Genomic DNA, 23,249 nt, shown 5'->3' with positions numbered 1-23,249 from the left:
TCACTATGGCAGCAAATATTAAAGCCACCAAAGAAGTTACATACTCTTGGGAAGGTAAAGACAAAAAGGGCCGGTCAGTCAAAGGCGAAATACGAGCCACAGGTGAGTCTTTTGTGAATGCCACTTTGCGACGTCAGGGCATTGTTGTGACCAAAGTAAAAAAACAAAGCAGCTTCACGAATAAAGGTAGCGTTTCAGATAAAGACATTACGCTTTTTACTCGCCAACTTGCTACCATGATGAAAGCAGGCGTACCACTTCTACAATCTTTTGATATTGTAGGTAAAGGCCATAGTAATCCAGCTGTCGCTAAGCTTTTATTAGACATTAAATCTGACGTAGAAACAGGCAGCAGCATGAGCGCGGCATTTCGTAAATATCCCCTCTATTTTGATGCTTTATTTTGCAACTTAATCGGTGCAGGGGAGCAAGCAGGTATTTTAGACACGCTACTTGATCGCCTTGCTACTTATAAAGAAAAAATACTCGCTATTAAATCAAAGATTAAGTCAGCTCTTTTCTATCCAATATCAATTATCGTAGTTGCATTTGTGATTGTCGCAGTGATAATGATTTTTGTGATTCCAGCATTTAAGACACTATTCGATGGGTTTGGCGCAGAGTTACCAGCCCCGACTTTAATTGTCATGGCGATTTCAGATATTTTTGTGCAATGGTGGTGGGCGATTTTTGGTTCCATTGGATTCGGCATTTGGTTTTTCTTTTACACATGGAAACGCTCTCTGAGCATGCAAGCCACCATGGATCGATTAATTCTTAAGGTTCCTGTTTTTGGTCCACTAATTCGAAAAGCTACAATTGCGCGATGGGCTCGTACTTTAGCGACTATGTTTTCTGCTGGTGTACCTCTTGTAGAAGCCTTAGACTCAGTTGCGGGAGCATCTGGCAACCGTGTTTACTATGACGCAACAAAAAAAGTACAGAGTGAAATTAGTACGGGTACAAGCCTAACTGTTGCTATGCAAAATACCGATGTATTTCCTAATATGGTGCTACAAATGACAGCCATTGGTGAAGAATCTGGCGCATTGGATGCTATGCTAAGTAAAGTAGCAGATTTTTTTGAAGCTGAAGTTGATGATGCAGTTGATGCACTAGCTAGCTTGATGGAACCAGTCATCATGGTTGTGCTCGGCGTTCTGATTGGTGGGCTGGTTATCGCCATGTATATGCCTATATTTAAAATGGGCTCGGTAGTTTAATTAAAGTTAAACTACATTGAATAACAAATTAGCTTTTCTACCAAAAATAACAATAGCGACTAGTTTAGTCGCTATTGTTTTCCACTCACAACCAAATTAGCTACAAAAAAATTATCATTTACTTTTTAGCTGCCACCATAGCCCGTTCAATGTCCTTATAAGGTTGTGCACCTAACATACGTTTACCATCTGCAAATATCAACGTAGGCGTACTGGTAACTCCAAGCTTTCTCGCCAAGTCGCCAATTTTTTCGATCGGTACTTCGCAATTACCAGCTGAGCTAGGTAATTGACCATTCAAAATCCAGTCTTGCCAAGCTTTTACCCGATTGCTTGCGCACCAAATCGCTTTAGATTTATTCGCTGAATCTGGATGTAATTGCTGAATCGGATAAAGAAAAGTATAAACGGTCACATCAGTGATATTAGTTAATTCATTTTGCTCTAAACGCTTGCAATATGGGCAATCTACATCCGAAAACACGACTAATTTACGGCTACCATTACCTTTTACCACTTTAATCGCTTGATCTAAAGGCAGTGTAGAGAAGTCAATTTTGGTTAACTCTTCCATACGTTCGCCAGTAATGTCTTTTTTAGTTTTAGGGTCAACTAAATGTCCTTCTGCAATCAAGAAAGACATTTTTTCATCGGTGTAGATAATCTGACCACCCATAAATACTTCATACAAACCTGCGTAAGGTGTTTTCGCTACGCTCTCTACCTTAAATTTTGGGTAAGCTGCTTCTACAGCTTTTTTCACACTTGCTTCATCGGCTATTGCAGAAGTTGAAACTCCAACGCATGCAGCACTTAATAAAGTAAAGCTGACTAATTTTTTGAACATGCAATTTCCTTGATTTTGAATTAACTTAAATTTGATTAATTTGTATGAAAACTTTTAGTTTAATCGCAACATATTAAAGTGATACTGCGTTTGAAACTAACATTTTTTTGATTGCTTGATGGTTAGTCGCAGACAATCCCCAGTTCCTGACTGCTTTTATTGCTGCATTCTGACTTCTGAACAAATGATAAAGTGTATCGGTTAACAACACCATATTCAAAATATCAACTTTTCTTTTGCGCATGTATTGTTTGAGCAGGTGAGTATCATTTAATAATTGATATTGATTTTTAGTTTTCAAAGTATCAAGCAAATCCACCACGTCTCTAAAACCTAAATTAACCCCTTGGCCTGCCATCGGATGAACTTGATGTGCAGCATCACCTACCAAAACCACACTATTTTGCACCAAGGTGCTTGTCTTTTGTAAACTCAACGGAAACCGCATAGCTGGGCTTAGTAATTTAAAATCACCTAATATGCTATTACCCGCCAACTTCACTGTATTGGTAAACTTATCATCACTTAATCTTAACAGTTCATCGGCATAGTTGGTTGACACAGACCAAACAATAGAAACTGTATTATCAGGTAACGGCAACCAGGCCAAAATACTATTTTGACTTTCTGCATCTTGCGCAAACCACTGTCTAGCAATATTGCCATGCGGCTTTGTCGCAGTAAAATTCGCAACTATCGCCGTTTGTTCATAAGACTTTTGCTGCATCGGCATGTTCAGCTGTTGACGCACCCAAGAGTGGCTACCATCGGCAGCCAACAATAATGTGCTTTCAATCGACTGGTGATGCTGTAGATGCAATACAGCTTTATCTGGCTTATTGCTAACCGCTTCACACGGACTATCAAATCGCGTCTGAATGCCTAAAGCTACAACCTGCTTGAGCAAGGCCTGCATCAGAGATTTCGACTCGACGATGTAGCCTAAAGAATCTGCATTCACATCATTAGCTGATAGGGTGATTGGCGCGTGCTGACCTTGAGAGCTATCAGTTTCACCAAATATTTCCATAGACTGCATTTTGCCAATACGTGATTGATTCATTAATGGCCATACGCCTAAATCATCTAGCCATTGCGCATTTTTTGGGCTAATCGCATAGATTCTTGCATCCCAAGTGTCATCTGCAAAATCAGTACCCACAGGATTTTTGCTATCAACTAACACCACAGAAAAACCTGCTTGGTGCATTGCAACAGCCGCCGCAAGACCGACTAAGCCAGCGCCTACAATCGTCACATCGGTACGTAATATTTCACTCATTTGCCGTAACTCATTTTACTGACCAAATGCTGTTTGATAGGTTTAATCAGATCAAACAGGCCTAGACCTGCGCTCCTTAAGCCGTTGATACCAACAATCTCATTAGAAAAAATATTCACTAAAAAGTCAGTAAACAACAAACCGTTTTTAGTGTCAGATTGCCGGCTCGCGCGATAGTCGGCCAACATTTTCTGACATCCCAAATCTGCTGGCGCTGCAGTAGCGATTGATTGCGCAAGAGACTCTGCATCTCGCAAGCCTACATTAAAGCCTTGCCCTGCTACAGGATGCATGGTTTGCGCGGCGTTGCCAATAACGACCAAATGAGGTGTTTCAGTCGTTTTTAATTGTGATAGCTTTAATGGAAATGCCATACGTTTTTCTACACTTAAAAATTGCCCCACTCTATCGCCAAACTGTTCGTGAAACTGCGCTAAGAACTCTGCGTCACTCAGTGCCAGCAATGCATTAACGTATTCTTTTTTGCCCGTCCACACCAATGAAAAGTCACGTGCTCCGTTAGGCAGCAAAGCCATTGGACCGCTCACAGTAAAACGCTCATATGCGACATTATTATGTGGCAACTCCGCGCTGATTTTAGAAATCAGCGCATCATGGCCATACTCTTTGGTTTCTTTAACCAGACCTGCAATTTCATCCAAACTGCGACCACCATCAGCCAACACTACTAATCGACTATTTAAAGTATGTGACTCACCTTGATAGGCATAAGTCACACTGGCATGAGTGCTTATATGAGCGATGTGCTCAGCGGAAGCCTCAAATACAAAGTTGACTAAAGATTGATTTGCAAGTTCTACATCAAGCGCCTCACTCAGCGCGCCATAAGACAACACATAACCAAGTGCCTCTTGCTTGTAATCGCTCGCTTGCAATTTTGAACGACCAAGACTACCTTTTTGTGACACATGGATAGTATTAATGGCGGTAGCACTTTTCGCCAAGCTGCCCCAAACACCCAACTTTTCAAGAATACGCTTGCTACCGTATGACAAAGCCAGTGCCCTGCTCTCATTGTAAGCAGCCCTGTGTTTACGTGCCTCTAACACCGTCACTGATACGCCCTGCTTTGCCAGCAGAAGAGCCAAAGTGGCGCCTACTGGCCCGCCACCGACTATGACAATATTTTCTACAATGTCGCTCATTTAGTCCTTCATGCTACTTACTAGCCATTAAGGCCTCAATATCGACCACTGTTTTAAGCGCATTTTTAGTCAGCACCTCGCAGCCCTCGTTCGTCACCAGCACATCATCTTCAATACGAATACCAATATTCCAGAAAGCTTCAGGCACATTTTCGGCGGGACGAATATAGCAGCCAGGCTCAACCGTCAGCGTCATATTTGGTATGAGCATACGCCAATGATCAGCTTTATCTTTATACTCGCCTGCATCATGCACGTCTAAACCCAACCAGTGTCCAGTGCGATGCATGTAGAACTGACGGTAATCGCCATTTTCCAGCACGGCTTCTTTGCTACCTTTGCATAGTTTTAAATCAATAAAACCTTGCACCAACACATCTAATGCCGCTTCATGGGGAGCGTTCCAATGGTTGCTGGTATTGACCTTTGCAATCGCCGCGGCTTGCGAAGCCAACACTAGCTCGTAAATATCTTTTTGCGCAGCACTAAACTTGCCGTTCACAGGGAAAGTACGCGTAATATCTGAGGCATAGCCATCTAACTCGCAACCCGCATCAATCAGCAACAAATCACCATCATTCAACTTTGCATTATTAGCGTTGTAATGCAGCGTGCAAGCATTCGCGCCACCCGCGACAATGCTGGTATAAGCAGGCGCTTGCGCTCCATTGCGATAAAACTCGTGCAAGAATTCCGCTTCGACCTCATATTCCATCATATTCGGTCTAGAAAAATTAGACCCGACAAACTGCATGGCACGATTATGCGCTGATGCGGCAATATTGGCTGAACGGCGCATTAAATCAATCTCAAATGGTGATTTAATCAAACGCATTTCATCCACTAATTGACGTATATCACTCACATCATCAGGCACATGAACACCACTGCGCGCCTGCGTACGCAAGGTGTTCATCCAACCCACCACACGAACATCCCAACTAGCACTTTCACCCAAACTGAAGAATAACTTAGGCTGATTCGCCAACAACTTCAGAATCACTGCATCAAGTTCATTGACTGAGTAAGCTTCATCAAATCCGAATTCAGCTTTAGCGGCTTCTGCTCCATAACGGAAGCCATCCCAAATCTCCCGCTCCATGTCTTTATCGCGACAAAATAATATGCTTTTAGGTGTCGCGCCAGCCACCAGCACGACTACAGACTCTGGTTCTTTGAAGCCCGTTAAATAGTAAAAGTAACTATCAAACCGGTATGGATAATGACTATCGCGATTGCGAATAGCTTCTGGTGCGGTGGGAATAATGGCAATACCTTCGCCCATCGCGCTCAGAAGCTTAGATCTACGTTGTTGAAATTCAAATAGTTGACTCATTGAGTCGGTTCCTTTTTCATTCGTTATCTCGCTCGCAGTTTTAACTCTTCATTCAACATATTCAAGCGCTCAGGCGTGCCTATATCATGCCACACACCTTGATAATACTCAGCTGTTGCTTGATTTTCAGCAATCGCTTGTCTCAACAAAGGCGCAAGCTTTGCCGGCTCGCCACGTGTCACGCTAGCAAATAAATCTGGGTGATATACACCAACGCCTGAAAATGTCAGCATTTTTTCGCCTGTGTTTTTAAGCCTATCAGCTTCAATAGCAAAGTCGCCATTGGGGTGCTGCGGCGGGTTGTTTACCAATACAAGATGCGCATGGTGATTAGCTTGCAAGGCATGCTTTAAAACACCAAAATCAATCTCAGTAAACGTATCTCCATTCACCACCAAGAACGGTTCAGCACCTAACAGAGGCAAAGCATTGGCAATGCCTCCTGCCGTTTCTAAGGCTGTTTTTTCAGGACTGTATTGAACTTGCATAGCCCATTGACTGCCGTCACCCAGCGCCTGTTCAATCTGCTCACCTAAATGCGCATGGTTAATCACAACCTCTTTGAAACCAGCTTTTGCTAATCGTTCCAAATGCCAAACAATAAGTGGCTTGCCACCCACCTTTAACAACGGTTTAGGTGTGTGGTCGGTCAGTGGGCGCATACGTTCGCCACGACCAGCGGCTAGTATCATGGCTTTCATAAATGGCTTTTAACTATCTAAACTACATATTTAGGACGCGGCACACGTCCTTCAAGCGCATCTAACAGTCGCAGCATCGGGCGCAACTCCACATAGCGCTCGCAGACTTTGCGCAAATAATGCATCACCAGTGGCATGTCTTTTAGGTAGCCATCTTTACCGTCACGGTGGCTAAGTCGCGCAAATATGCCTAACACTTTAATATGTCGTTGCGCGCCCATCCATTCAAAGTCACGATAGAACTCACTAAAGTCATTGGCTACAGGCAGACCCGCTTTTTTAGCAGGTTCCCAATAACGCACCGCAATATCGATAATCTGCTCTTCATCCCACTGAATATAAGCATCTTTAAGCAAAGAGACTAAATCGTAAGTAATGGCGCCATGTACGGCATCTTGAAAATCTAATATGCCAGGCGTATTTTCATGCGTCACCATCAAGTTGCGTGAGTGATAATCACGATGCACGGTGACCTGACCTTGCGATAATATGTTTTTATTTAGGGAGGTAAAGGTCTGTTGCAACCAACCTTGCTGCTCGGCGTTAAGTGTTTGACCTAAATGCTTACTCACATACCAATCCGGGAACAATTGCATCTCACGTGTGAGTAAGGCCTCATCATAAGCAGGTAAATCATGGCTTTTACTGGCTAACTGCAATTTAATCAGCGCATTCGTCGCATCAAAATACAGCATTTGCGCGGTCTCATTATTCAAATGTTGCAAGTAAGTATCATTACCTAAATCACTTAATAGCAAAAAGCCATTCACTAAATCTTGAGCGACCACCTTGGGCACATTTAAACCAGCATCTAAAAACAGCTTAGCCACTTTTACAAATGGCGTGCAATCCTCCTGTGGCGGTGGTGCATCCATCGCGATTAAAGTTTGATTAGCTAAATGCACTCTAAAATAGCGCCTGAAGCTAGCATCTGCCGATGCTGTTGTTAGCTTGAAGTCTGAATCTGGTAAGGTCTTGCTTAACCAAGCGTTGAGTTGTTGTTGTCTATCATCCACAGCTATCTATCCAATGTTATATAATGTTGCTTTATCGCGCTTTGTCCTATAAAAATACAAAGAGCATTAAAGGGGCAAAACGATTTATTGATTGCCAAAAAGTCCAATTTATGAGATTTTATCACTGATAAAATAAAACCGTCTGCCTATATACTCGTGCCTTACATTCCAACTCTATTCAATGTGTTAACTTCATGCTAAAAAGCCGTTTTTTAAGTGGCTTAACCGCTGCTTTGTTACTTTGCAGCTTACGCTCGCATGCCGAAAGTGAAGTGATTCCTGTTGAATCTTCAACTATAGGCGACACACTTGGTTTAGCTGACACGTCTGATGAAGCGAATGCTGTAAAGGCAAATGCAGATGCGCTTGTCATTGAAGGCGATAAACTAGAGCTACATCTTGATAGAGAGATGCGGGCGATTGGTAACGCTAAAATCAGCCGTGGCAAACAAAATATCACTGGCGACTTAATAGATTACAACGTCCAAAATGATGAGTTGCATGTCACTGGCAATGCCAGCATCAATGTCGGCAGCGCTCAACTTACCGGACCTGAGCTACACATGCACTTATCAGAAAGCATAGGCGAAATTAAAGACGCCTCAATCAGCATTATTGAAGATACCGAAAATGCAGATGCTAAGAAAATCCAAACTAACGTTAAAAGTTCTGAAAAATTCTCTAAAAGCTTAGGCAACTTGCAAAGCCAGCAAATTGGTGGAACAAGCACATACTCATTGGCAACAGAAGTGTCTGATGGCAATCAGTCGCAAGGCAATTCAGATGAAAACTCCTCACCTCGCTCATCGAACGCACGCGGTGATGCAAAAGCTATTATTTTTGAAGGCCAAGATAGAAAAACACTGAAAGATGCGCGCTACACTACTTGCGATGCTGGTGTAGATGACTGGTATATCAAAGCCAAAGAATTAAACCTGAATGACTACAGTAAGACTGGTGTAGCCAAAAATGCTTATATTGAGTTTAAAGGCGTACCGCTAATTTACACGCCATGGATTAGCTTCTCATTTAACAATCAACGTAAAAGTGGGTTACTTGCACCAACTTACGGCACCACGACTAAAAGTGGCCTTGAGTTAACGGTGCCTTTCTATTGGAACATTTCACCCAATATGGATGCAACACTTGCAACACGCGTTTTGAGTAAGCGCGGCGTACAACTACAAGGTGAGTTTAGATATTTGGAAGATAGTTTTTCGGGTATTGATGACCTTGAGTACCTACCAAGTGATGACCAAACTGGCCAGAATCGATATTACGTAAACCTAAAACACCAACAGAATTTGGGCAAAGGCTGGTCTGCTGGCTATAGCCTAGAAAAAGTTTCTGACAATGAGTATTTTGCAGACTTATCAACACGTATTGTCACAACCAGCCGCGTTACTTTGCCACAGCAATTTAATGTAGATTACGCTGACGACACATGGAATTTTAATGCCCTTGCACAAAAATTTCAGACTTTAGATAACTTATCCTACCCGTACGAACGGTTGCCGCAATTAACATTGAATGGCAACAAAGACTATGGTAATTTTAATGCTAATTTGTATACACAGCTAGTTGCCTTCGATACCAATAAGAATGCGCCAGCCAAAGTCACAGGCTCCCGCTTTACAATATATCCAAGCATTAGCTTACCGATGAATCAAACCTATGGTTACATTACGCCTAAAATTGGTATTCACCATACGAGTTATAGCCTGAATAACGATCCAAATAACAACAGCTCGCTAGAGCGTACATTGCCTATCGCCAGTATAGATGGCGGTTTATTTTTTGATCGCGACTTCAAAATTGCAAGCCGTAACTACACGCAAACAATAGAGCCGAGAATGTTTTACGTGTACATTCCAAAAGCCAAGCAATCTGACATTCCAATTTTCGACACCAGTGACACCGACTTGAACTTTAGCTCTTTGTTTAGTGAAAACCAGTATACTGGCAACGACCGTATTAACAATGCCAATCAATTAAGCCTTGCCTTAACCTCACGCTTGATTGAGTCTGATACTGGCATACAGCGCTTAACAGCGTCTATTGGTCAACGTTATTACTTTGCCGATCAAACCGTATCACTACCTGATGCCACTTTACGCAAAAGTAATAGCTCCGACATTATTGCGGGGCTTAGCTCATATCTAAAAACCAGTTGGAATGTCGATGCCTTTTGGCAATACAACACCGACGACTCCAGATCGGTTCGCACCACAGTTTCTAGTCACTATGCCCCTGAACCTGGTAAAGCACTTAACTTAAGCTATAGTTACAGGCGCGATACTCCAGGTGCTTTAACGAGTACAGGTTTAGACCAGTTTGACTTATCAGGTCAGTGGCCTTTAGGCAAAGGCTGGTACGGCGTTGGCCGCATCAACTACTCACTACGTGAAAGCAGTATCATCGAAACACTGGCTGGCTTAGAGTATGATGCAGGCTGCTGGCAGACAAGAACTGTTATTCAGCGTGTAAGCACGGCAACCGCTAACGCGAACTATGCATTCTTCTTTCAACTTGAACTCGGCGGGCTAGCCTCAATTGGCGCCAACCCTTTATCAGTCATCAAACGCAACATTCCAGGCTATGTGAATACAGGTCTTATTCCTGACACCTATCAACAACCTTATTACGAGTAACTATTTTGCGCACCTTGATTAAACATATAGTGATTAAACATTCAGCCATTAAACATGCAATTCAATTTATATTGCTTGCTAGCGTACTTTTTATCGGCAATCAATTTAATGCCCAAGCGGCAGATATTGTTAAGTTAGATCGTATTGTCGCAATCGTCGATCAAACGGTGATTACTGAGCAAGAGCTGGAAAGCCGCATTGCCACTGTCACTGCACAATTTAAAAAACAAGGCACGGAATTACCTGAAGAAAGCGTCTTACGTAAACAAATCTTAGAACGCTTAATTACAGACACCTTGCAAATTCAGTATGCAGCACAAATTGGCCTTAAAGTTGATGACAATCAATTAGATAAAACTGTTGAAAGAATTGCTGACCAAAACAACTTAACACTGACTGAGTTTAGTGAGGCGTTAGCCAAAGACGGTATCAGCATGCGTAAATTTAGAGCAGATATTCGCAATGAAATTACAGTTGCAAGGTTGAGAGAACGTGAAGTTGACGGCCGCGTGAACGTAAGCGAATCTGAAATTGACAACTATTTAACTTCACAAGCCTCGCTTAACGAAAATACTGATGAATTTGAAATCTCACACATTTTGATTCGCACGCCTGAAGAGGGCGCGACAGAAGATATTCAAAAAGCAAAAGCAAAAGTCGATGAGGCTCTGAGCCAACTAAATTCTGGCGTCAGCTTTGCTAAAGTATCTGCAAGTTTTTCTGATGCGCCAAACGCCTTAGAAGGAGGTAGTTTGGGCTGGAAAAAAGGTTCGCAAATGCCCGCATTGTTCTTAGATGCATTAAAAAACATGCAAGCAGGTGAAGTTTCAGCGCCACTACGCAGCCCAAATGGCTTCCATTTACTCAAACTTACCAATAAACGTGGCGGCAACTCTCCACTAGTCATTCAGCAAACCCATGCGCGCCATATTTTAATCAAGATTACCGAGGTGATGTCTGACAAAGAGGCTGAAACCAAAATTGATGCCATTAAAGAGCGTCTTGATAACGGCGAGAAATTTGAAGTATTGGCCCGCCAATTTTCAGAAGATTCCACAGCATCAAATGGCGGTGATTTAAACTGGGTAAATCCCGGTGACACAGTCCCTCCTTTTGAGAATGCCATGAACGCACTTAAAGATGGGCAAATCAGCGCACCAGTGCGTAGTCAGTTTGGCTGGCACATCATTCAAGTGATGGAGCGCCGCTCGCAAGACATGAGTAAGGAATCTGCTCGCTTGAAAGCCCGTCAAGAAATTCGCGCACGTAAAGCAGATGAAGCTTATCAAGACTGGATCCGTGAGTTGCGCGACCGTGCTTACGTTGAGCTTAGGCTTGAAGATAAGTTTTAAGCTACATAATCTTTCCGCTTAGTTTAACGTGACAAAATCACTTCCACGCATTGCAATCACTGCCGGCGAACCCGCTGGCATAGGCGCGGATCTATGCGTATTGTTAGCACATCAACCGCTTAACGCCGAAGTTGTCATCATTGCGGATGCCAACATGCTGCAAGCACGAGCTAAAGCACTTGATGTCAGTATTCAAATCCAAGAATACTCTGCAAAATCGCATACAGCACATCTCGGCAATGGATCTATTACTGTGTTACATCAAGCCATCAACCAACCTGCTGTGGCAGGACAATTAGATGCGCGCAATAGCCAATATGTACTGGAAACGCTAAAAACTGCGGCACTAGGATGTGTAAACCAAGCGTTTGATGCAATGGTCACTGCGCCCGTACATAAAGGCATTATCAATGATGCCGGCATTGCATTTAGCGGTCACACTGAATTTTTAGCAGAGCTGACCAATACACCACAAGTCGTCATGATGCTGGTAGGTAGCGGCTTACGCGTTGCACTTGCCACCACGCACTTGGCGCTTAAAGATGTGCCCGCCGCCATTACTAAAAGTAGTTTAGAAGCCACTATTCGAATTTTGCATCACGATTTAGTCAATAAATTTGGCTTGAAGAATCCACGCATTTTAGTGGCTGGTTTAAATCCGCATGCAGGTGAAGATGGCTATTTAGGTCGTGAAGAAATCGACATCATTAATCCTGTGCTTGAAAAGCTACGCACTGAAGGCATGCAATTGATAGGCGCACTTCCTGCAGACACCTTATTCGCAAAACATCATCTAAGCAAAGCCGATGCTGTGCTTGCTATGTACCACGACCAAGGCTTACCAGTACTTAAGCATGCCAGTTTTGGTGAAGGCGTCAACGTAACATTGGGCTTGCCCATTATCCGCACCTCGGTTGACCATGGCACAGCGCTAGATTTAGCGGGAACAGGCAACATTGAAATAGGCAGCATGCTAGCCGCTATTGAATTAGCAATCACGCTAGCCCACAATAAATTAATCAGTTAAATCTAAAAATTAAGTCCATCAATGAAACACATCGCAAAAAAACGCTTCGGCCAAAATTTTCTTACCGACCAAGGCGTTATTTCTAGCTTAGTAGATGCTATATCACCTAAAGCAGATGATCTGATGGTGGAAATTGGTCCAGGCTTAGGAGCGCTAACTAAGCCATTATTACAAAGATTAAAACTTCTACACGTAGTAGAAGTAGATCGCGACATCATCGCTTGGATGCAGGCAGAATATGGCAAGCGAGCTTACGCCAGTAGCGCGATTAGCATTCACAATGCTGATGCGCTCAAGTTCGACTTTAAAAGTCTAGGCGATAATCTACGAGTGACTGGCAACCTGCCCTACAACATTTCAACGCCAATCTTATTTCACCTGCTCGACAATGTAAGCGCCATTACCGATATGCACTTTATGCTACAGAAAGAAGTGGTAGAACGCATGGTAGCCTCGCCCTCAACGGCGGCGTACGGCAGGCTTAGCGTAATGCTGCAATATCGCTTACAAATGGATTATTTAATCACCGTACCGCCAGAAGCTTTTGAACCCGCACCAAAAGTAGAGTCGGCCTTTGTGCGCTGCGTACCGCATGCTGTACTGCCTTTCGTAGCTAAAGATGAAGCCATCTTCGCTAAAGTAGTGTTAGCCGCCTTCGGGCAGCGCCGCAAAACCTTACGCAATACGCTGAAAGAACTACTAAATGACGAAGGTTTTACCGCACTTAATATTGACTCACAACAGCGTGCAGAAAATTTAGCCGTTTCAGATTTTGTCGCTATTGCAAATTATCTTAGCTGATATAATTTAGCCAAATAAAATTTAAATAAACTTAACTATTCATTGGGGGAAATTTTGCGAATTATTCTTTTAGGCGCACCTGGCGCAGGCAAAGGCACACAAGCCACCTTTATTAAACAACACTTTAACATTCCGCAAATTTCAACTGGCGACATGCTACGCGCAGCAGTTAAAGCAGGCACGCCATTGGGTTTAGAAGCAAAAAGCTTTATGGATAGCGGCGGTTTAGTACCAGATGCAGTGATTATCGGCATGGTCAACGAGCGTATTAAAGAAGCAGATTGTGCAAACGGCTTCTTATTCGATGGCTTTCCACGCACTATTCCACAAGCTGAAGCCATGAAAAACGCAGGCGTAGCGATTGATTACGTAGTAGAAATCGACGTACCAGACAGCGCAATTATGGAACGCATGACAGGCCGTCGCAGCCACCCAGCCAGCGGCCGCACCTACCACGTAAAATTTAACCCACCAAAAGTTGAAGGCAAAGACGACATCACAGGCGAAGACCTAGTACAACGCGCAGACGAAGCACCAGATGTAGTCAATAAACGCCTAGTTGAATACCACGACCAAACTGAACCATTAGTTGAATACTACGGCAGCTGGGCAAAAAGCGGCGCTGTTGGTGCACCAAAACACGTAAAAATAAATGGCTTAGGCGAACTTGAAACGATCAAAGCTAATATTTTTGCGGCTTTGAAATAACGCTCACTTAACTCAAATGGTGTGTAAATAAATTCAATTTGCACACCATAAGTCCTGATTATATAAATTTCTGGCATATCCCCTGCATTACAATCCCCTGCTGTCGCGCCGAGTAGCGCAGGCTTAATGGGAGATTTCGGCAATCGGCTGTTTGAGCGAAGCGAGTTTCCGATTGCCGCCCATTAAGACGAGCAACGCAGGGCATAAGCGACAGGGGGTAGCCTTTTCTTTGGTTACTTTCTTTTGGCTAAGCAAAAGAAAGTAACTCGTGTGTCGCGCGAAAGCGACAAATAACCAATACTCAAATATCTAAAATTCAAAGTCACTAGATTCCGACTTTCGTCGGAATGACGGTCTGTTAGAAACATAACACCACATCACACCCTGAATGACGCGCCCCCTGCTTAGAGGTATAATCGTTAAATCTAAAATTAACCTTTAAGCCTCGCACATGCAACAGCAATATCCTTTCAAAGAAGTCGAACAATCTGCCCAAACTTATTGGGAAGCCAACCAAACCTTCGCCGCAACAGAGCAATCAGATAAACCAAAATACTACTGTTTATCCATGTTTCCCTACCCAAGCGGACGCCTACATATGGGTCATGTGCGCAACTACACGATTGGTGACGTATTGAGCCGTTTTCACAAAATGAAAGGCTTTAACGTGATGCAGCCAATGGGTTGGGACGCGTTTGGCTTACCTGCTGAAAATGCTGCGATTAAAAATAATACGGCGCCGGCAAAATGGACGTATGAAAACATAGAGCACATGAAATCCCAATTAAAGCAGTTGGGGTTAGGTGTAGATTGGAACCGTGAAATCGCCACTTGTAAGCCTGAATATTACAAATGGGAGCAATGGCTATTCACTGAGCTTTTCAAAAAAGGTCTAATCTACAAAAAAACATCAACTGTGAATTGGGATCCAGTGGATGGCACTGTATTGGCGAATGAGCAAGTGATTGATGGTCGCGGCTGGCGCAGTGGCGCAATGGTTGAGAAGCGCGATATTCCACAATACTTTATGAAAATCACGGCTTATGCTGAAGAACTATTAAACGACTTAGATAAGCTTGATGGCTGGCCTGAGCAAGTTAAAACCATGCAACGCAACTGGATAGGCAAAAGCTTTGGTTGCGAGGTTGAGTTTCCGATTGTTGGTCAAGATGGTAATTTAAAAGTTTATACGACCCGTCCAGATACCTTGATGGGCGCAACCTACGTGGCGGTTGCGGCTGAACATGTTTTAGCAACACAAGCTGCGCAAAACAACCGTGCTTTAGGGGACTTTATCGCGGAGTGTAAACGCGGCAGCGTCGCAGAAGCAGATGTTGCAACGGCTGAGAAAAAAGGGATGGCAACTGGTTTGTTTGTCACTCATCCGTTGAATGGCGAGCAGTTACCAGTTTGGGTGGCTAACTATGTTTTAGCTAGTTATGGTGAAGGTGCTGTAATGGCTGTACCTGCGCATGATGAACGTGATTTTGAGTTTGCTATCAAATACAAGCTTTCCATAAAACCAATATATGAAAACACTGTTTGGCGAACTAGAGAAAAATCAAGACCTCTTGAAGACTATGCGTATTATGAGTTTGACGTAAGTAAATGGAAAGATTGGTACTCAGAAAAAAATGAAGTTATTACAATAAACTCTGAAAAATATAGCGACCTATTGCCTGACGAAGCATTTGATGCGATCTCAGCAGATTTAGATAAAGTTAATCTAGGTAAACGCCGCACACAATTCCGCCTCCGCGATTGGGGCGTTTCACGCCAACGTTATTGGGGTTGTCCTATTCCTATCATTCACTGTGAAAAATGCGGTGAAGTGCCAGTGCCTGCTGAACAATTGCCAGTGGTATTACCAGAAGATGTAGTGATGGATGGTGTAGGCTCTCCTATCAAAAAAGACCCGAGCTTTTACGAAACAACTTGCCCAACGTGTAACGGCAAAGCAACACGTGAAACAGATACTTTAGATACATTTTTTGAATCTTCATGGTATTTCGCGCGCTATGCGAGCTTTGACAGCAAAACTGCAATGGCAGACGAACGTGCGAACTATTGGTTGCCTGTAGACCAATATGTAGGCGGCATTGAGCATGCTATTCTACATTTACTCTATGCACGTTTCTTCAACAAGCTGATGCGTGATGTGGGTTTAATTAAAAATGATGAGCCTTTCATCAATTTGCTTACACAAGGAATGGTGCTGAAAGAAGGCACAAAAATGAGTAAATCTAAAGGCAATACAGTTGACCCGCAAGAGTTGATTGATACTTACGGCGCGGATACCGCACGTTTATTCATGATGTTTGCTGCGCCGCCAGAACAAAGTTTAGAGTGGGCTGATAGTGGCGTGGAAGGTGCAAATCGCTTTTTACGCAGACTGTGGAAAGCATCATATGACCATCTTGAATTAGGTCAGATTGCCGCTTACACGACAGGTGATTTAACTGCCGAGCTTAAAGCAATCCGCTTGCAATTGCACAGCACCATTGAAAAAGTGGCAGATGATTACGGTCGCCGCCATAGCTTTAACACGGCGATTTCATCTGTCATGGAAATGATGAATGCCTTAGCAAAACTTGAAGGCAGCGACGAAATCACCCGTAGCGTGCGCCAAGAGGTATTGCAGAATGTCGCGTTACTTTTATCGCCTATCGTGCCGCATATTTGTCAAGCGATTTGGGCAGAGTTATGCCCACAAAGTCATATTTTGGATGCTGGCTGGCCGGTGGCAGATCAATCTGCCATGGTGCAAGATAGCGTAGAATACGTGATTCAAGTGAACGGTAAGTTGCGTGGAAGTATTAGCGTAGCAAAAACTGAAACAAAAGAAGCACTAGAAAAACTAGCATTGCAGCAACCTTTTGTGCAAAAATTCATTGAAGAAAATATGTCCGTTCGCAAAGTGATTGTCGTACCAAATAAACTCATTAACGTGGTTGTGGGGTAAGTTATGCAAAGCATCGTACGCCGTATCAGTGTTGTATTTTTACTTGCATTAGCCCTCTCAGCCTGCGGATATCAGCTGCGCGGCGTGGCAGATCTATCTTTCAAAAATCTTTATATTCAAGGTGCGCCACTAAGCATTTCGAAAGATTTGAAAAAATCTCTAAAAACCAACGGCATTCAAGTAGTGAAAAATGAGGAGCAAGCTGACTTGCTACTTGAATTATTGAGTGAAGCCAATGAAAAACGGATTCTGTCCTTGAGCGGAACGGGTGTGGTGCGTGAGTACGAATTGAACTATCGTGCCAGCTTTAGAACTCGTGCGCCGGCTAGCCCTACTTGGAGCGCCCCACAAACCGTGCAAACACGTCGCAGCTTTTCATATAACGATACCGACTTACTTGGAAAAGGCGATGAAGAGGCCATGTTAAATCTTGATATGCACAAAGATGCGGTGCGCGAATTGATGCGTCGATTAACTGCCATTAAACCTGCGGCAGAGTAGCTACTTCACATGCAATTAGCATTAGCGCAACTAGAAAAGCACCTCACACAAAGCTTAAAGCCGCTTTATATCTTAGTGGGCGATGAGCCGCTTGCGCAGCGTGAAAGCCTAGATGCGATTAGAGCCGCCGCACGTGCGCAAGGTTATGATGAGCGCACCACATTAACGGTTGAGCGCTACTTTAATTGGCAGCAAATTCAATCTTACGGGCAATCTATCTCGCTATTTGCAAGCCAGCGTTTATTAGAAATCAACATCCCTTCTGGCAAACCTGGTGTAGATGGTGGTAAAGCACTGCAAGCTTTAGCTGCCAAAGCGATTCCCGATACTTGTGTGGTGATTATTCTGCCAAAATTAGAGCGTGATGCGGCCAATAGTGCATGGTTTAGCGCTTTAGAGAAAAATGCTATCACCATACAGCTGAATGAAGTCGATGCTGCCAATCTACCCAAATGGATTGCTAGCAGGCTCGCGCTTCAAGGTCAGCATACAAGCCAACAAACATTGGAGTTTTTAGCACATCAGGTTGAAGGTAACTTGTTGGCAGCTAATCAAGAAGTGCAAAAATTAGGCTTGCTCTACCCGCAAGGTGAATTAAGCGATGCCACCGTGCGCGAAGCTGTACTGAATGTTTCACGATACGATGCGTTTCAATTAGGTGAAGCTGTGCTGGCGGGGGATGCGGCAAGAACTGTGCGCATATTGCAAGGTCTACAAGATGAGGGCGAAAATGCTGTAGCCGTGATGAGCCCCCTAATGTGGGTGTTACGTCCTTTGGTACGTATCAAGCAAGCTGAAATGCGTGGTGAAAATATCATGAATGCGATGACGAATGCGCGGATTTATGGTGAGAAACAAGCTTTAGTGAAACGCGCCTTGGCTAGATTAAATCTCAAACAACTAGAAGCCGCGCTGCAAAAACTGGCCGATATTGATAAAACGGCCAAAGGCGTGATGCTGGGTGATGCTTGGCTGGAAATCTCCAGATTGTGTTTTGGCTTAGCTAGAGTTGGTTCAAATAAAACAAGATCATAGCGAAATGAAGAAAATACTTTTAGCGTTACTATTTACCTGTTCAACAAATGTGTTCGCCACAATGATCGCCCCATCGACTCAACAAGAGATTCAATATCTGCTCAAAGCATTAGAAAGTTCAGACTGCAAATTTAATCGGAACGGCAGCTGGTATGGGGCAACGGAAGCGAGTGCGCATTTACAAAAGAAATATAAATACCTTGCCGATCACAATTACATCAGCACAACAGAGAGTTTTATTGACATTGGTGCTTCAAAAAGTAGTGCCAGTGGTAAGGCGTATGAGGTAAAGTGTGGGGATAGTAAACCTGTGGAAAGTAAACAATGGTTTATCAACACACTAAAAACTTACCGTACAGAAAAACATGACTAATAATATTCAAGAATATATGCAAAATATGGGTGTTGAGGCTCGCAAAGCTTCGCGCTTAATGGCAAGCGCCGACACCAATGTTAAAAATCTGGCACTTACACATATTGCCAAAGCAATCTTGCGTGAAAAAACAGCCCTGCTCGCTGCTAACAAGCTCGATTTAGATGCAGCCCGTGCCAATGGCTTAGATGATGCCATGCTGGACAGACTCACCATCACTGAGAAATCTATCAACACTATGGTAGAAGGCTTAAACCAAATCGCCAGCTTGGCGGATCCAATTGGTGAAATGACTGATTTCAAATATCGCCCAAGCGGAATTCAAATCGGCAAAATGCGTGTGCCACTTGGCGTGATTGGCATTATTTACGAAGCGCGTCCAAATGTGACGGTAGATGCTGCGGGGCTTTGCATTAAATCTGGCAATGCAGCAATTTTACGTGGTGGCTCTGAAGCGATTCATTGCAATCAAGCATTAGCTAAATTAGTGCATGAAGGCTTGGCTGCTGCCGGCTTACCTACCTCTGCTGTGCAAGTTGTCAAGACGACCGACCGCGCTGCAGTGGGCGAATTAATTACCATGAAGCAATACGTAGACGTGATTGTGCCACGTGGCGGCAAAGGCTTGATTGAGCGTATTTCTAACGATGCGCGCATCCCAGTCATTAAACATTTAGATGGCAACTGCCATGTTTACGTAGATGATGATGCCGATTTTGATAAAGCATTACGCATTCTAGAAAACAGCAAAACTCAGCGTTTAGGCACTTGCAACACTGCGGAGTCATTATTAGTGGCCCGTTCAGTCGCCAAAGAGATGTTGCCAAAACTGGCTGACATGTTGATTTCACACGGTGTTGAGATTCGCGGTTGTGCGGAGACATTAGCACTCGTGCCACAAGCAAAAGCAGCGACTGAAGAAGACTATTACACTGAATATTTAGCGGCGATTATTTCCTGCAAAGTAGTCGATGGATTAGATGAAGCGATTGCGCACATCAACCAGCATTCAAGCCAACATACTGAAGTGATCGTAACCGAAAACTACACCAAAGCGCGTCGCTTCTTGCGTGAGGTCGATTCTAGCAGCGTGATAGTAAATGCCTCTACTCGCTTTGCAGATGGTTTTGAATATGGTCTGGGTGCTGAAATAGGCATTTCTACAGATAAACTGCACGCACGCGGCCCTGTTGGTTTAGACGGATTAACTTCGCTTAAATATGTTGTTCTAGGCGACGGTCACGTAAGAGCTTAAAAGGTCTAAAAGTGCAAACGATAGGCTTGCTGGGCGGCACGTTTAATCCCATTCACTTTGGGCATTTGCGCATGGCGCAAGAACTGGCTGACTCACTCAGTTTGAGCGCAGTTAAATTCATCCCTTCTGCTAATCCACCACACAAGCCACCGCCACAAGTTTCTTCTGAACACCGTTCGGCCATGGTGCAATTGGCGATTACTGGTAATTCACAATTTCAGTTTGACGGTCGTGAGCTAAGTAGGGCTGGCGCTTCATACACGGTAGAGACTTTAGAAAGTTTGCGCGACGAATTTGGTGATAGTGCAAGTTTGATATTAATCATGGGTAGCGATGCATTCACTAAACTCAATACATGGCATCGCTGGCAAGAGCTTATCCAGCTGTGCCACATTGCCTTGGTGCAAAGACCTGCGTCTACCAATAAAGAGTCGCTAACAAAAGAGTTAGAAACCTTTTTACACAATCATTACACAGAACATGTGGAAGACTTGCATGAAAGTAGCGCAGGCCTGATTACGATGCAAGCCATCACCCCCCTGGAAATATCTTCAACGGCTATTCGACAAGCTTTACAACTTAAGCATTCTGCCCGTTATTTAATGCCAGAGAACGTGCTAGATTATATTGCTGCTAAGCAGCTGTTTAGCGCGGTTTCAGCTTAATCATATTTTACCTCTAGCCCGATAAACACTATTAACGCACTGACATTTTTCCGCTATGCTTCTAATAGTATTTAAAAAACTATCATATCAAACGGATACGCTCATGTTGAACCCGCCACACGCTAAAAGCTTAACTTTAATGTTAGTGACAGCTATCAGCTTGCTCATCACGGCTTGTGGCACCAACCCAGTGACACATAAGAAAGAGTTTCAGCTGGTTTCAGAATCGCAGGAAATCTCGATGGGCACGCATAACTACGGTCCTGCAAGGCAATCTCAAGGCGGCGACTATGTGATAGATCCAGAACTGACCGCTTATGTGCAAAGTGTTGGTAATAAACTTGCCGCGGTTTCTGACCGTAAATTGCCATACGAATATACGGTATTGAATGACTCCGTACCCAACGCCTGGGCGATGCCTGGAGGTAAAATCGCCTTTAATCGCGGCTTGCTGTATGAGTTAAACAGCGAGGCTGAACTCGCTGCCGTCATGGGGCACGAAATGGTGCATGCCGCAGCACGTCACGGCGCCAAAAGCATGGAGCGCGGCATATTCATGCAAGGTGCGATGATTGCCGTTGGCATAGGAACACAAAATAGCGATTACGCTAACTTGATTGTAGGCGGTGCTCAGGTTGGCGCGCAACTAGCCACAAGTAAATATGGGCGCGATGCCGAAAGCGAGGCGGATTTATACGGCATGCAATATATGAAAAAAGCTGGTTACGACCCAACCGCTGCCGTGACATTGCAAGAGACTTTCGTAAAATTAAGCGCTGGGCGGCAGAGTAACTTTATCGACGGTTTATTCGCAAGCCACCCTCCTTCCGACGCTCGTGTAGCAGCAAATAAAGTCACTCTCGCTCAAATAGGTGCGGGTGGCGATTGGGGTAGAGAAATCTACGCACAAAAAGTAGCTAAGTTGAAATCAACGCAAGCAGCTTATAAAGCTTACGATGAAGGTGTAAAAGCGCTTGCTGCAAAAGATACGGCAAAAGCCACCACACTGGCTAAACAAGCGATTGCTGGTGAACCTCGCGAGGCGCGTTTTCAGGAGTTGCTAGGCGATATTGCCTTATCTCAAAAGAAACCTGCCGAAGCGCTAACTTACTACAACAAAGCCATTCAGATGCAACCCGGTTACTTTAAACCACATGTGCAAGGTGGTATTGCATTGTACGACCTGGGGCGTAAAGCCGAGGCTGAACAATACCTCGCAAAAAGCAACACATTATTGCCAACGGCACCTAGCCATTTTCTGCTGGGTAAAATGGCAGAAGAGCGCGGTGACATGCAAGGCGCACTTAAAAATTATGCAGTCGCGGCAGACTCAAACTCTGAAATTGGCAAACAATCTAGTGCGGAATACGTTCGTTTAGATTTACCTCAGCACCCAGCAAAATATCTACAAGCCGCACCGCAGGCGGATAACTTCGGCAATTTATATGCTGTAGTGGCTAATCCAACGCCGTTAGCCGTTAACCGCGTACAGGTCAGGGTGGTTCAATATGACGCAAAAACTGGCCGCGCAATTGCTCAAAGCCAGCCTATGTTGATTAGCGGTGGTATTGCGTCAAATAAGCGAGGACAAGTGGCGGTGAATGGGGTGAGGATTGCAACTCAGCAAGAGTTACAGCTTTATAAAGTTGTGATTGAGGCTGCAGAACTAGCTAAATAATTAAAAGTTACTTGCTGTAATACTTAATGCGCCCTGCCAACGAACTACACTTAAACACGGTGCACTAACGCGTTGTCGCAAGCTACTTAAGTTTTCATCAAACATCGCAAAGTTAGGTTCTATCTTGTTGGCAATCCAGCCAGTCAATTTCAAACCGCGTGCTTGAATTGCCTCCACAGTTAGAAGCGCGTGGTTAATGCAACCTAGGCGCATACCCACAACCAGTATCACTGGAATATTTAATAGCACCGCTAAATCAGCCAATGTTTGTGCTTTATTGAGAGGCACACAGAAGCCACCAGCGCCTTCAACAACAACCACATCAGCCAATCTCGCTAACTTCGTATAAGCTTCTTGAATGACGCCTAAATCGATTTTAACGCCAGCTTGTTCTGCGGCAATATGCGGTGCAATTGCAGGTACGAAACGATATGGATTGATTAAACCTAGGTCTGCGTTGATATTGCTTGCTGAGATTAAAGCTGTGACATCTTCGTTAATCAACTCGTTCTTTTCATTCAACTCACAGCCTGAGGCCACAGGTTTCATACCTATGGTTTTTAAACCCTGCGCCGCAAAGTGTTGCACCAGAGCGCTTGCCACATAGGTTTTACCTACATTGGTATCCGTGCCGATGACAAAGTAAGATTGCGCCATATTGGTATTCTGC

Annotated in this window: 20 protein-coding genes; 13 read left to right on the top strand and 7 right to left on the bottom strand. The window is 44.0% G+C overall.

Going from position 1 to position 23,249, the window contains the following annotated elements:
- The first annotated feature begins 5 nt into the window (after positions 1–5).
- Positions 6–1,223, top strand: a complete 1,218-nt coding sequence (locus tag M301_RS03095; RefSeq protein WP_013147302.1) for a type II secretion system F family protein — start codon at positions 6–8, stop codon at positions 1,221–1,223.
- A gap of 118 nt (positions 1,224–1,341) precedes the next feature.
- Here M301_RS03095 and M301_RS03090 read toward each other — a convergent pair whose 3' ends face one another.
- From M301_RS03090 to M301_RS03065, 6 genes are all read right to left on the bottom strand, one after another.
- Entirely contained in the window at positions 1,342–2,070 is a 729-nt protein-coding gene (locus tag M301_RS03090; RefSeq protein WP_013147301.1) for a DsbC family protein, read from the bottom strand.
- Between the two features lie 73 nt (positions 2,071–2,143).
- Positions 2,144–3,352 carry an FAD-dependent monooxygenase gene (locus tag M301_RS03085; protein WP_013147300.1) on the bottom strand — a complete coding sequence of 403 codons (1,209 nt, stop codon included), beginning with the start codon at positions 3,350–3,352 and terminating at the stop codon, positions 2,144–2,146.
- On the bottom strand, positions 3,349–4,518 hold the full coding sequence (locus tag M301_RS03080) for an FAD-dependent oxidoreductase (protein WP_013147299.1): 1,170 nt from the start codon (positions 4,516–4,518) through the stop codon (positions 3,349–3,351). The genes M301_RS03085 and M301_RS03080 overlap by 4 nt, the downstream gene beginning before the upstream one ends.
- Before the next feature lie 13 nt (positions 4,519–4,531).
- On the bottom strand, positions 4,532–5,854 hold the full coding sequence (locus tag M301_RS03075) for an aminopeptidase P N-terminal domain-containing protein (RefSeq protein WP_013147298.1): 1,323 nt from the start codon (positions 5,852–5,854) through the stop codon (positions 4,532–4,534).
- A gap of 23 nt (positions 5,855–5,877) precedes the next feature.
- Positions 5,878–6,555 (bottom strand): N-acetylmuramate alpha-1-phosphate uridylyltransferase MurU, encoded by a 678-nt coding sequence (gene murU / locus M301_RS03070; protein ID WP_013147297.1) that lies wholly within the window; start codon positions 6,553–6,555, stop codon positions 5,878–5,880.
- 17 nt (positions 6,556–6,572) lie between these two features.
- Positions 6,573–7,571, bottom strand: a complete 999-nt coding sequence (locus tag M301_RS03065) for an aminoglycoside phosphotransferase family protein (RefSeq protein WP_013147296.1) — start codon at positions 7,569–7,571, stop codon at positions 6,573–6,575.
- 194 nt (positions 7,572–7,765) lie between these two features.
- Here M301_RS03065 and M301_RS03060 point away from each other — a divergent pair, with 194 nt between their 5' ends.
- From M301_RS03060 to M301_RS03005, 12 genes are all read left to right on the top strand, one after another.
- Positions 7,766–10,222: an LPS-assembly protein LptD gene (locus M301_RS03060; RefSeq protein ID WP_013147295.1), complete on the top strand. Its 2,457-nt coding sequence runs from the start codon at positions 7,766–7,768 to the stop codon at positions 10,220–10,222.
- 59 nt (positions 10,223–10,281) lie between these two features.
- The gene (locus tag M301_RS03055) at positions 10,282–11,574 is read left to right on the top strand and encodes a peptidylprolyl isomerase (protein WP_420794846.1); all 1,293 of its coding nucleotides are present in this window, start codon (positions 10,282–10,284) and stop codon (positions 11,572–11,574) included.
- 28 nt (positions 11,575–11,602) lie between these two features.
- Positions 11,603–12,601, top strand: coding sequence for a 4-hydroxythreonine-4-phosphate dehydrogenase PdxA (gene pdxA, locus M301_RS03050; RefSeq protein WP_013147293.1), 999 nt, complete (start codon positions 11,603–11,605; stop codon positions 12,599–12,601).
- 21 nt (positions 12,602–12,622) lie between these two features.
- Entirely contained in the window at positions 12,623–13,402 is a 780-nt protein-coding gene (rsmA, locus tag M301_RS03045) for a 16S rRNA (adenine(1518)-N(6)/adenine(1519)-N(6))-dimethyltransferase RsmA (RefSeq protein ID WP_013147292.1), read from the top strand.
- 54 nt (positions 13,403–13,456) lie between these two features.
- A complete protein-coding gene (gene adk, locus M301_RS03040; protein WP_041359341.1) occupies positions 13,457–14,110 on the top strand; it encodes an adenylate kinase in 654 nt (217 codons plus the stop codon).
- Positions 14,111–14,561: 451 nt separating this feature from the next.
- A complete protein-coding gene (leuS, locus tag M301_RS03035) occupies positions 14,562–17,072 on the top strand; it encodes a leucine--tRNA ligase (RefSeq protein WP_013147290.1) in 2,511 nt (836 codons plus the stop codon).
- A gap of 3 nt (positions 17,073–17,075) precedes the next feature.
- On the top strand, positions 17,076–17,573 hold the full coding sequence (locus M301_RS03030) for an LPS-assembly lipoprotein LptE (RefSeq protein WP_013147289.1): 498 nt from the start codon (positions 17,076–17,078) through the stop codon (positions 17,571–17,573).
- 9 nt (positions 17,574–17,582) lie between these two features.
- On the top strand, positions 17,583–18,608 hold the full coding sequence (gene holA / locus M301_RS03025) for a DNA polymerase III subunit delta (protein ID WP_013147288.1): 1,026 nt from the start codon (positions 17,583–17,585) through the stop codon (positions 18,606–18,608).
- Between the two features lie 4 nt (positions 18,609–18,612).
- Positions 18,613–18,981, top strand: coding sequence for a YfeK family protein (locus M301_RS03020; protein WP_013147287.1), 369 nt, complete (start codon positions 18,613–18,615; stop codon positions 18,979–18,981).
- On the top strand, positions 18,974–20,236 hold the full coding sequence (locus M301_RS03015) for a glutamate-5-semialdehyde dehydrogenase (RefSeq protein WP_013147286.1): 1,263 nt from the start codon (positions 18,974–18,976) through the stop codon (positions 20,234–20,236). Before M301_RS03020 ends, M301_RS03015 begins: the two co-directional genes overlap by 8 nt.
- 11 nt (positions 20,237–20,247) lie before the next feature.
- Positions 20,248–20,901 carry a nicotinate-nucleotide adenylyltransferase gene (gene nadD / locus M301_RS03010; protein WP_013147285.1) on the top strand — a complete coding sequence of 218 codons (654 nt, stop codon included), beginning with the start codon at positions 20,248–20,250 and terminating at the stop codon, positions 20,899–20,901.
- A 103-nt stretch (positions 20,902–21,004) separates the two neighbouring features.
- Positions 21,005–22,579, top strand: coding sequence for a M48 family metalloprotease (locus tag M301_RS03005; protein WP_013147284.1), 1,575 nt, complete (start codon positions 21,005–21,007; stop codon positions 22,577–22,579).
- Here M301_RS03005 and bioD read toward each other — a convergent pair whose 3' ends face one another.
- On the bottom strand, positions 22,580–23,236 hold the full coding sequence (gene bioD, locus M301_RS03000; RefSeq protein WP_013147283.1) for a dethiobiotin synthase: 657 nt from the start codon (positions 23,234–23,236) through the stop codon (positions 22,580–22,582). It abuts the gene before it with no gap.
- Positions 23,237–23,249: the final 13 nt, after the last annotated feature.

Origin of the sequence: Methylotenera versatilis 301 (assembly GCF_000093025.1) — a bacterium.
GTDB lineage: Bacteria > Pseudomonadota > Gammaproteobacteria > Burkholderiales > Methylophilaceae > Methylotenera > Methylotenera versatilis.
This window is presented reverse-complemented; position numbering and strand designations above follow the sequence as displayed.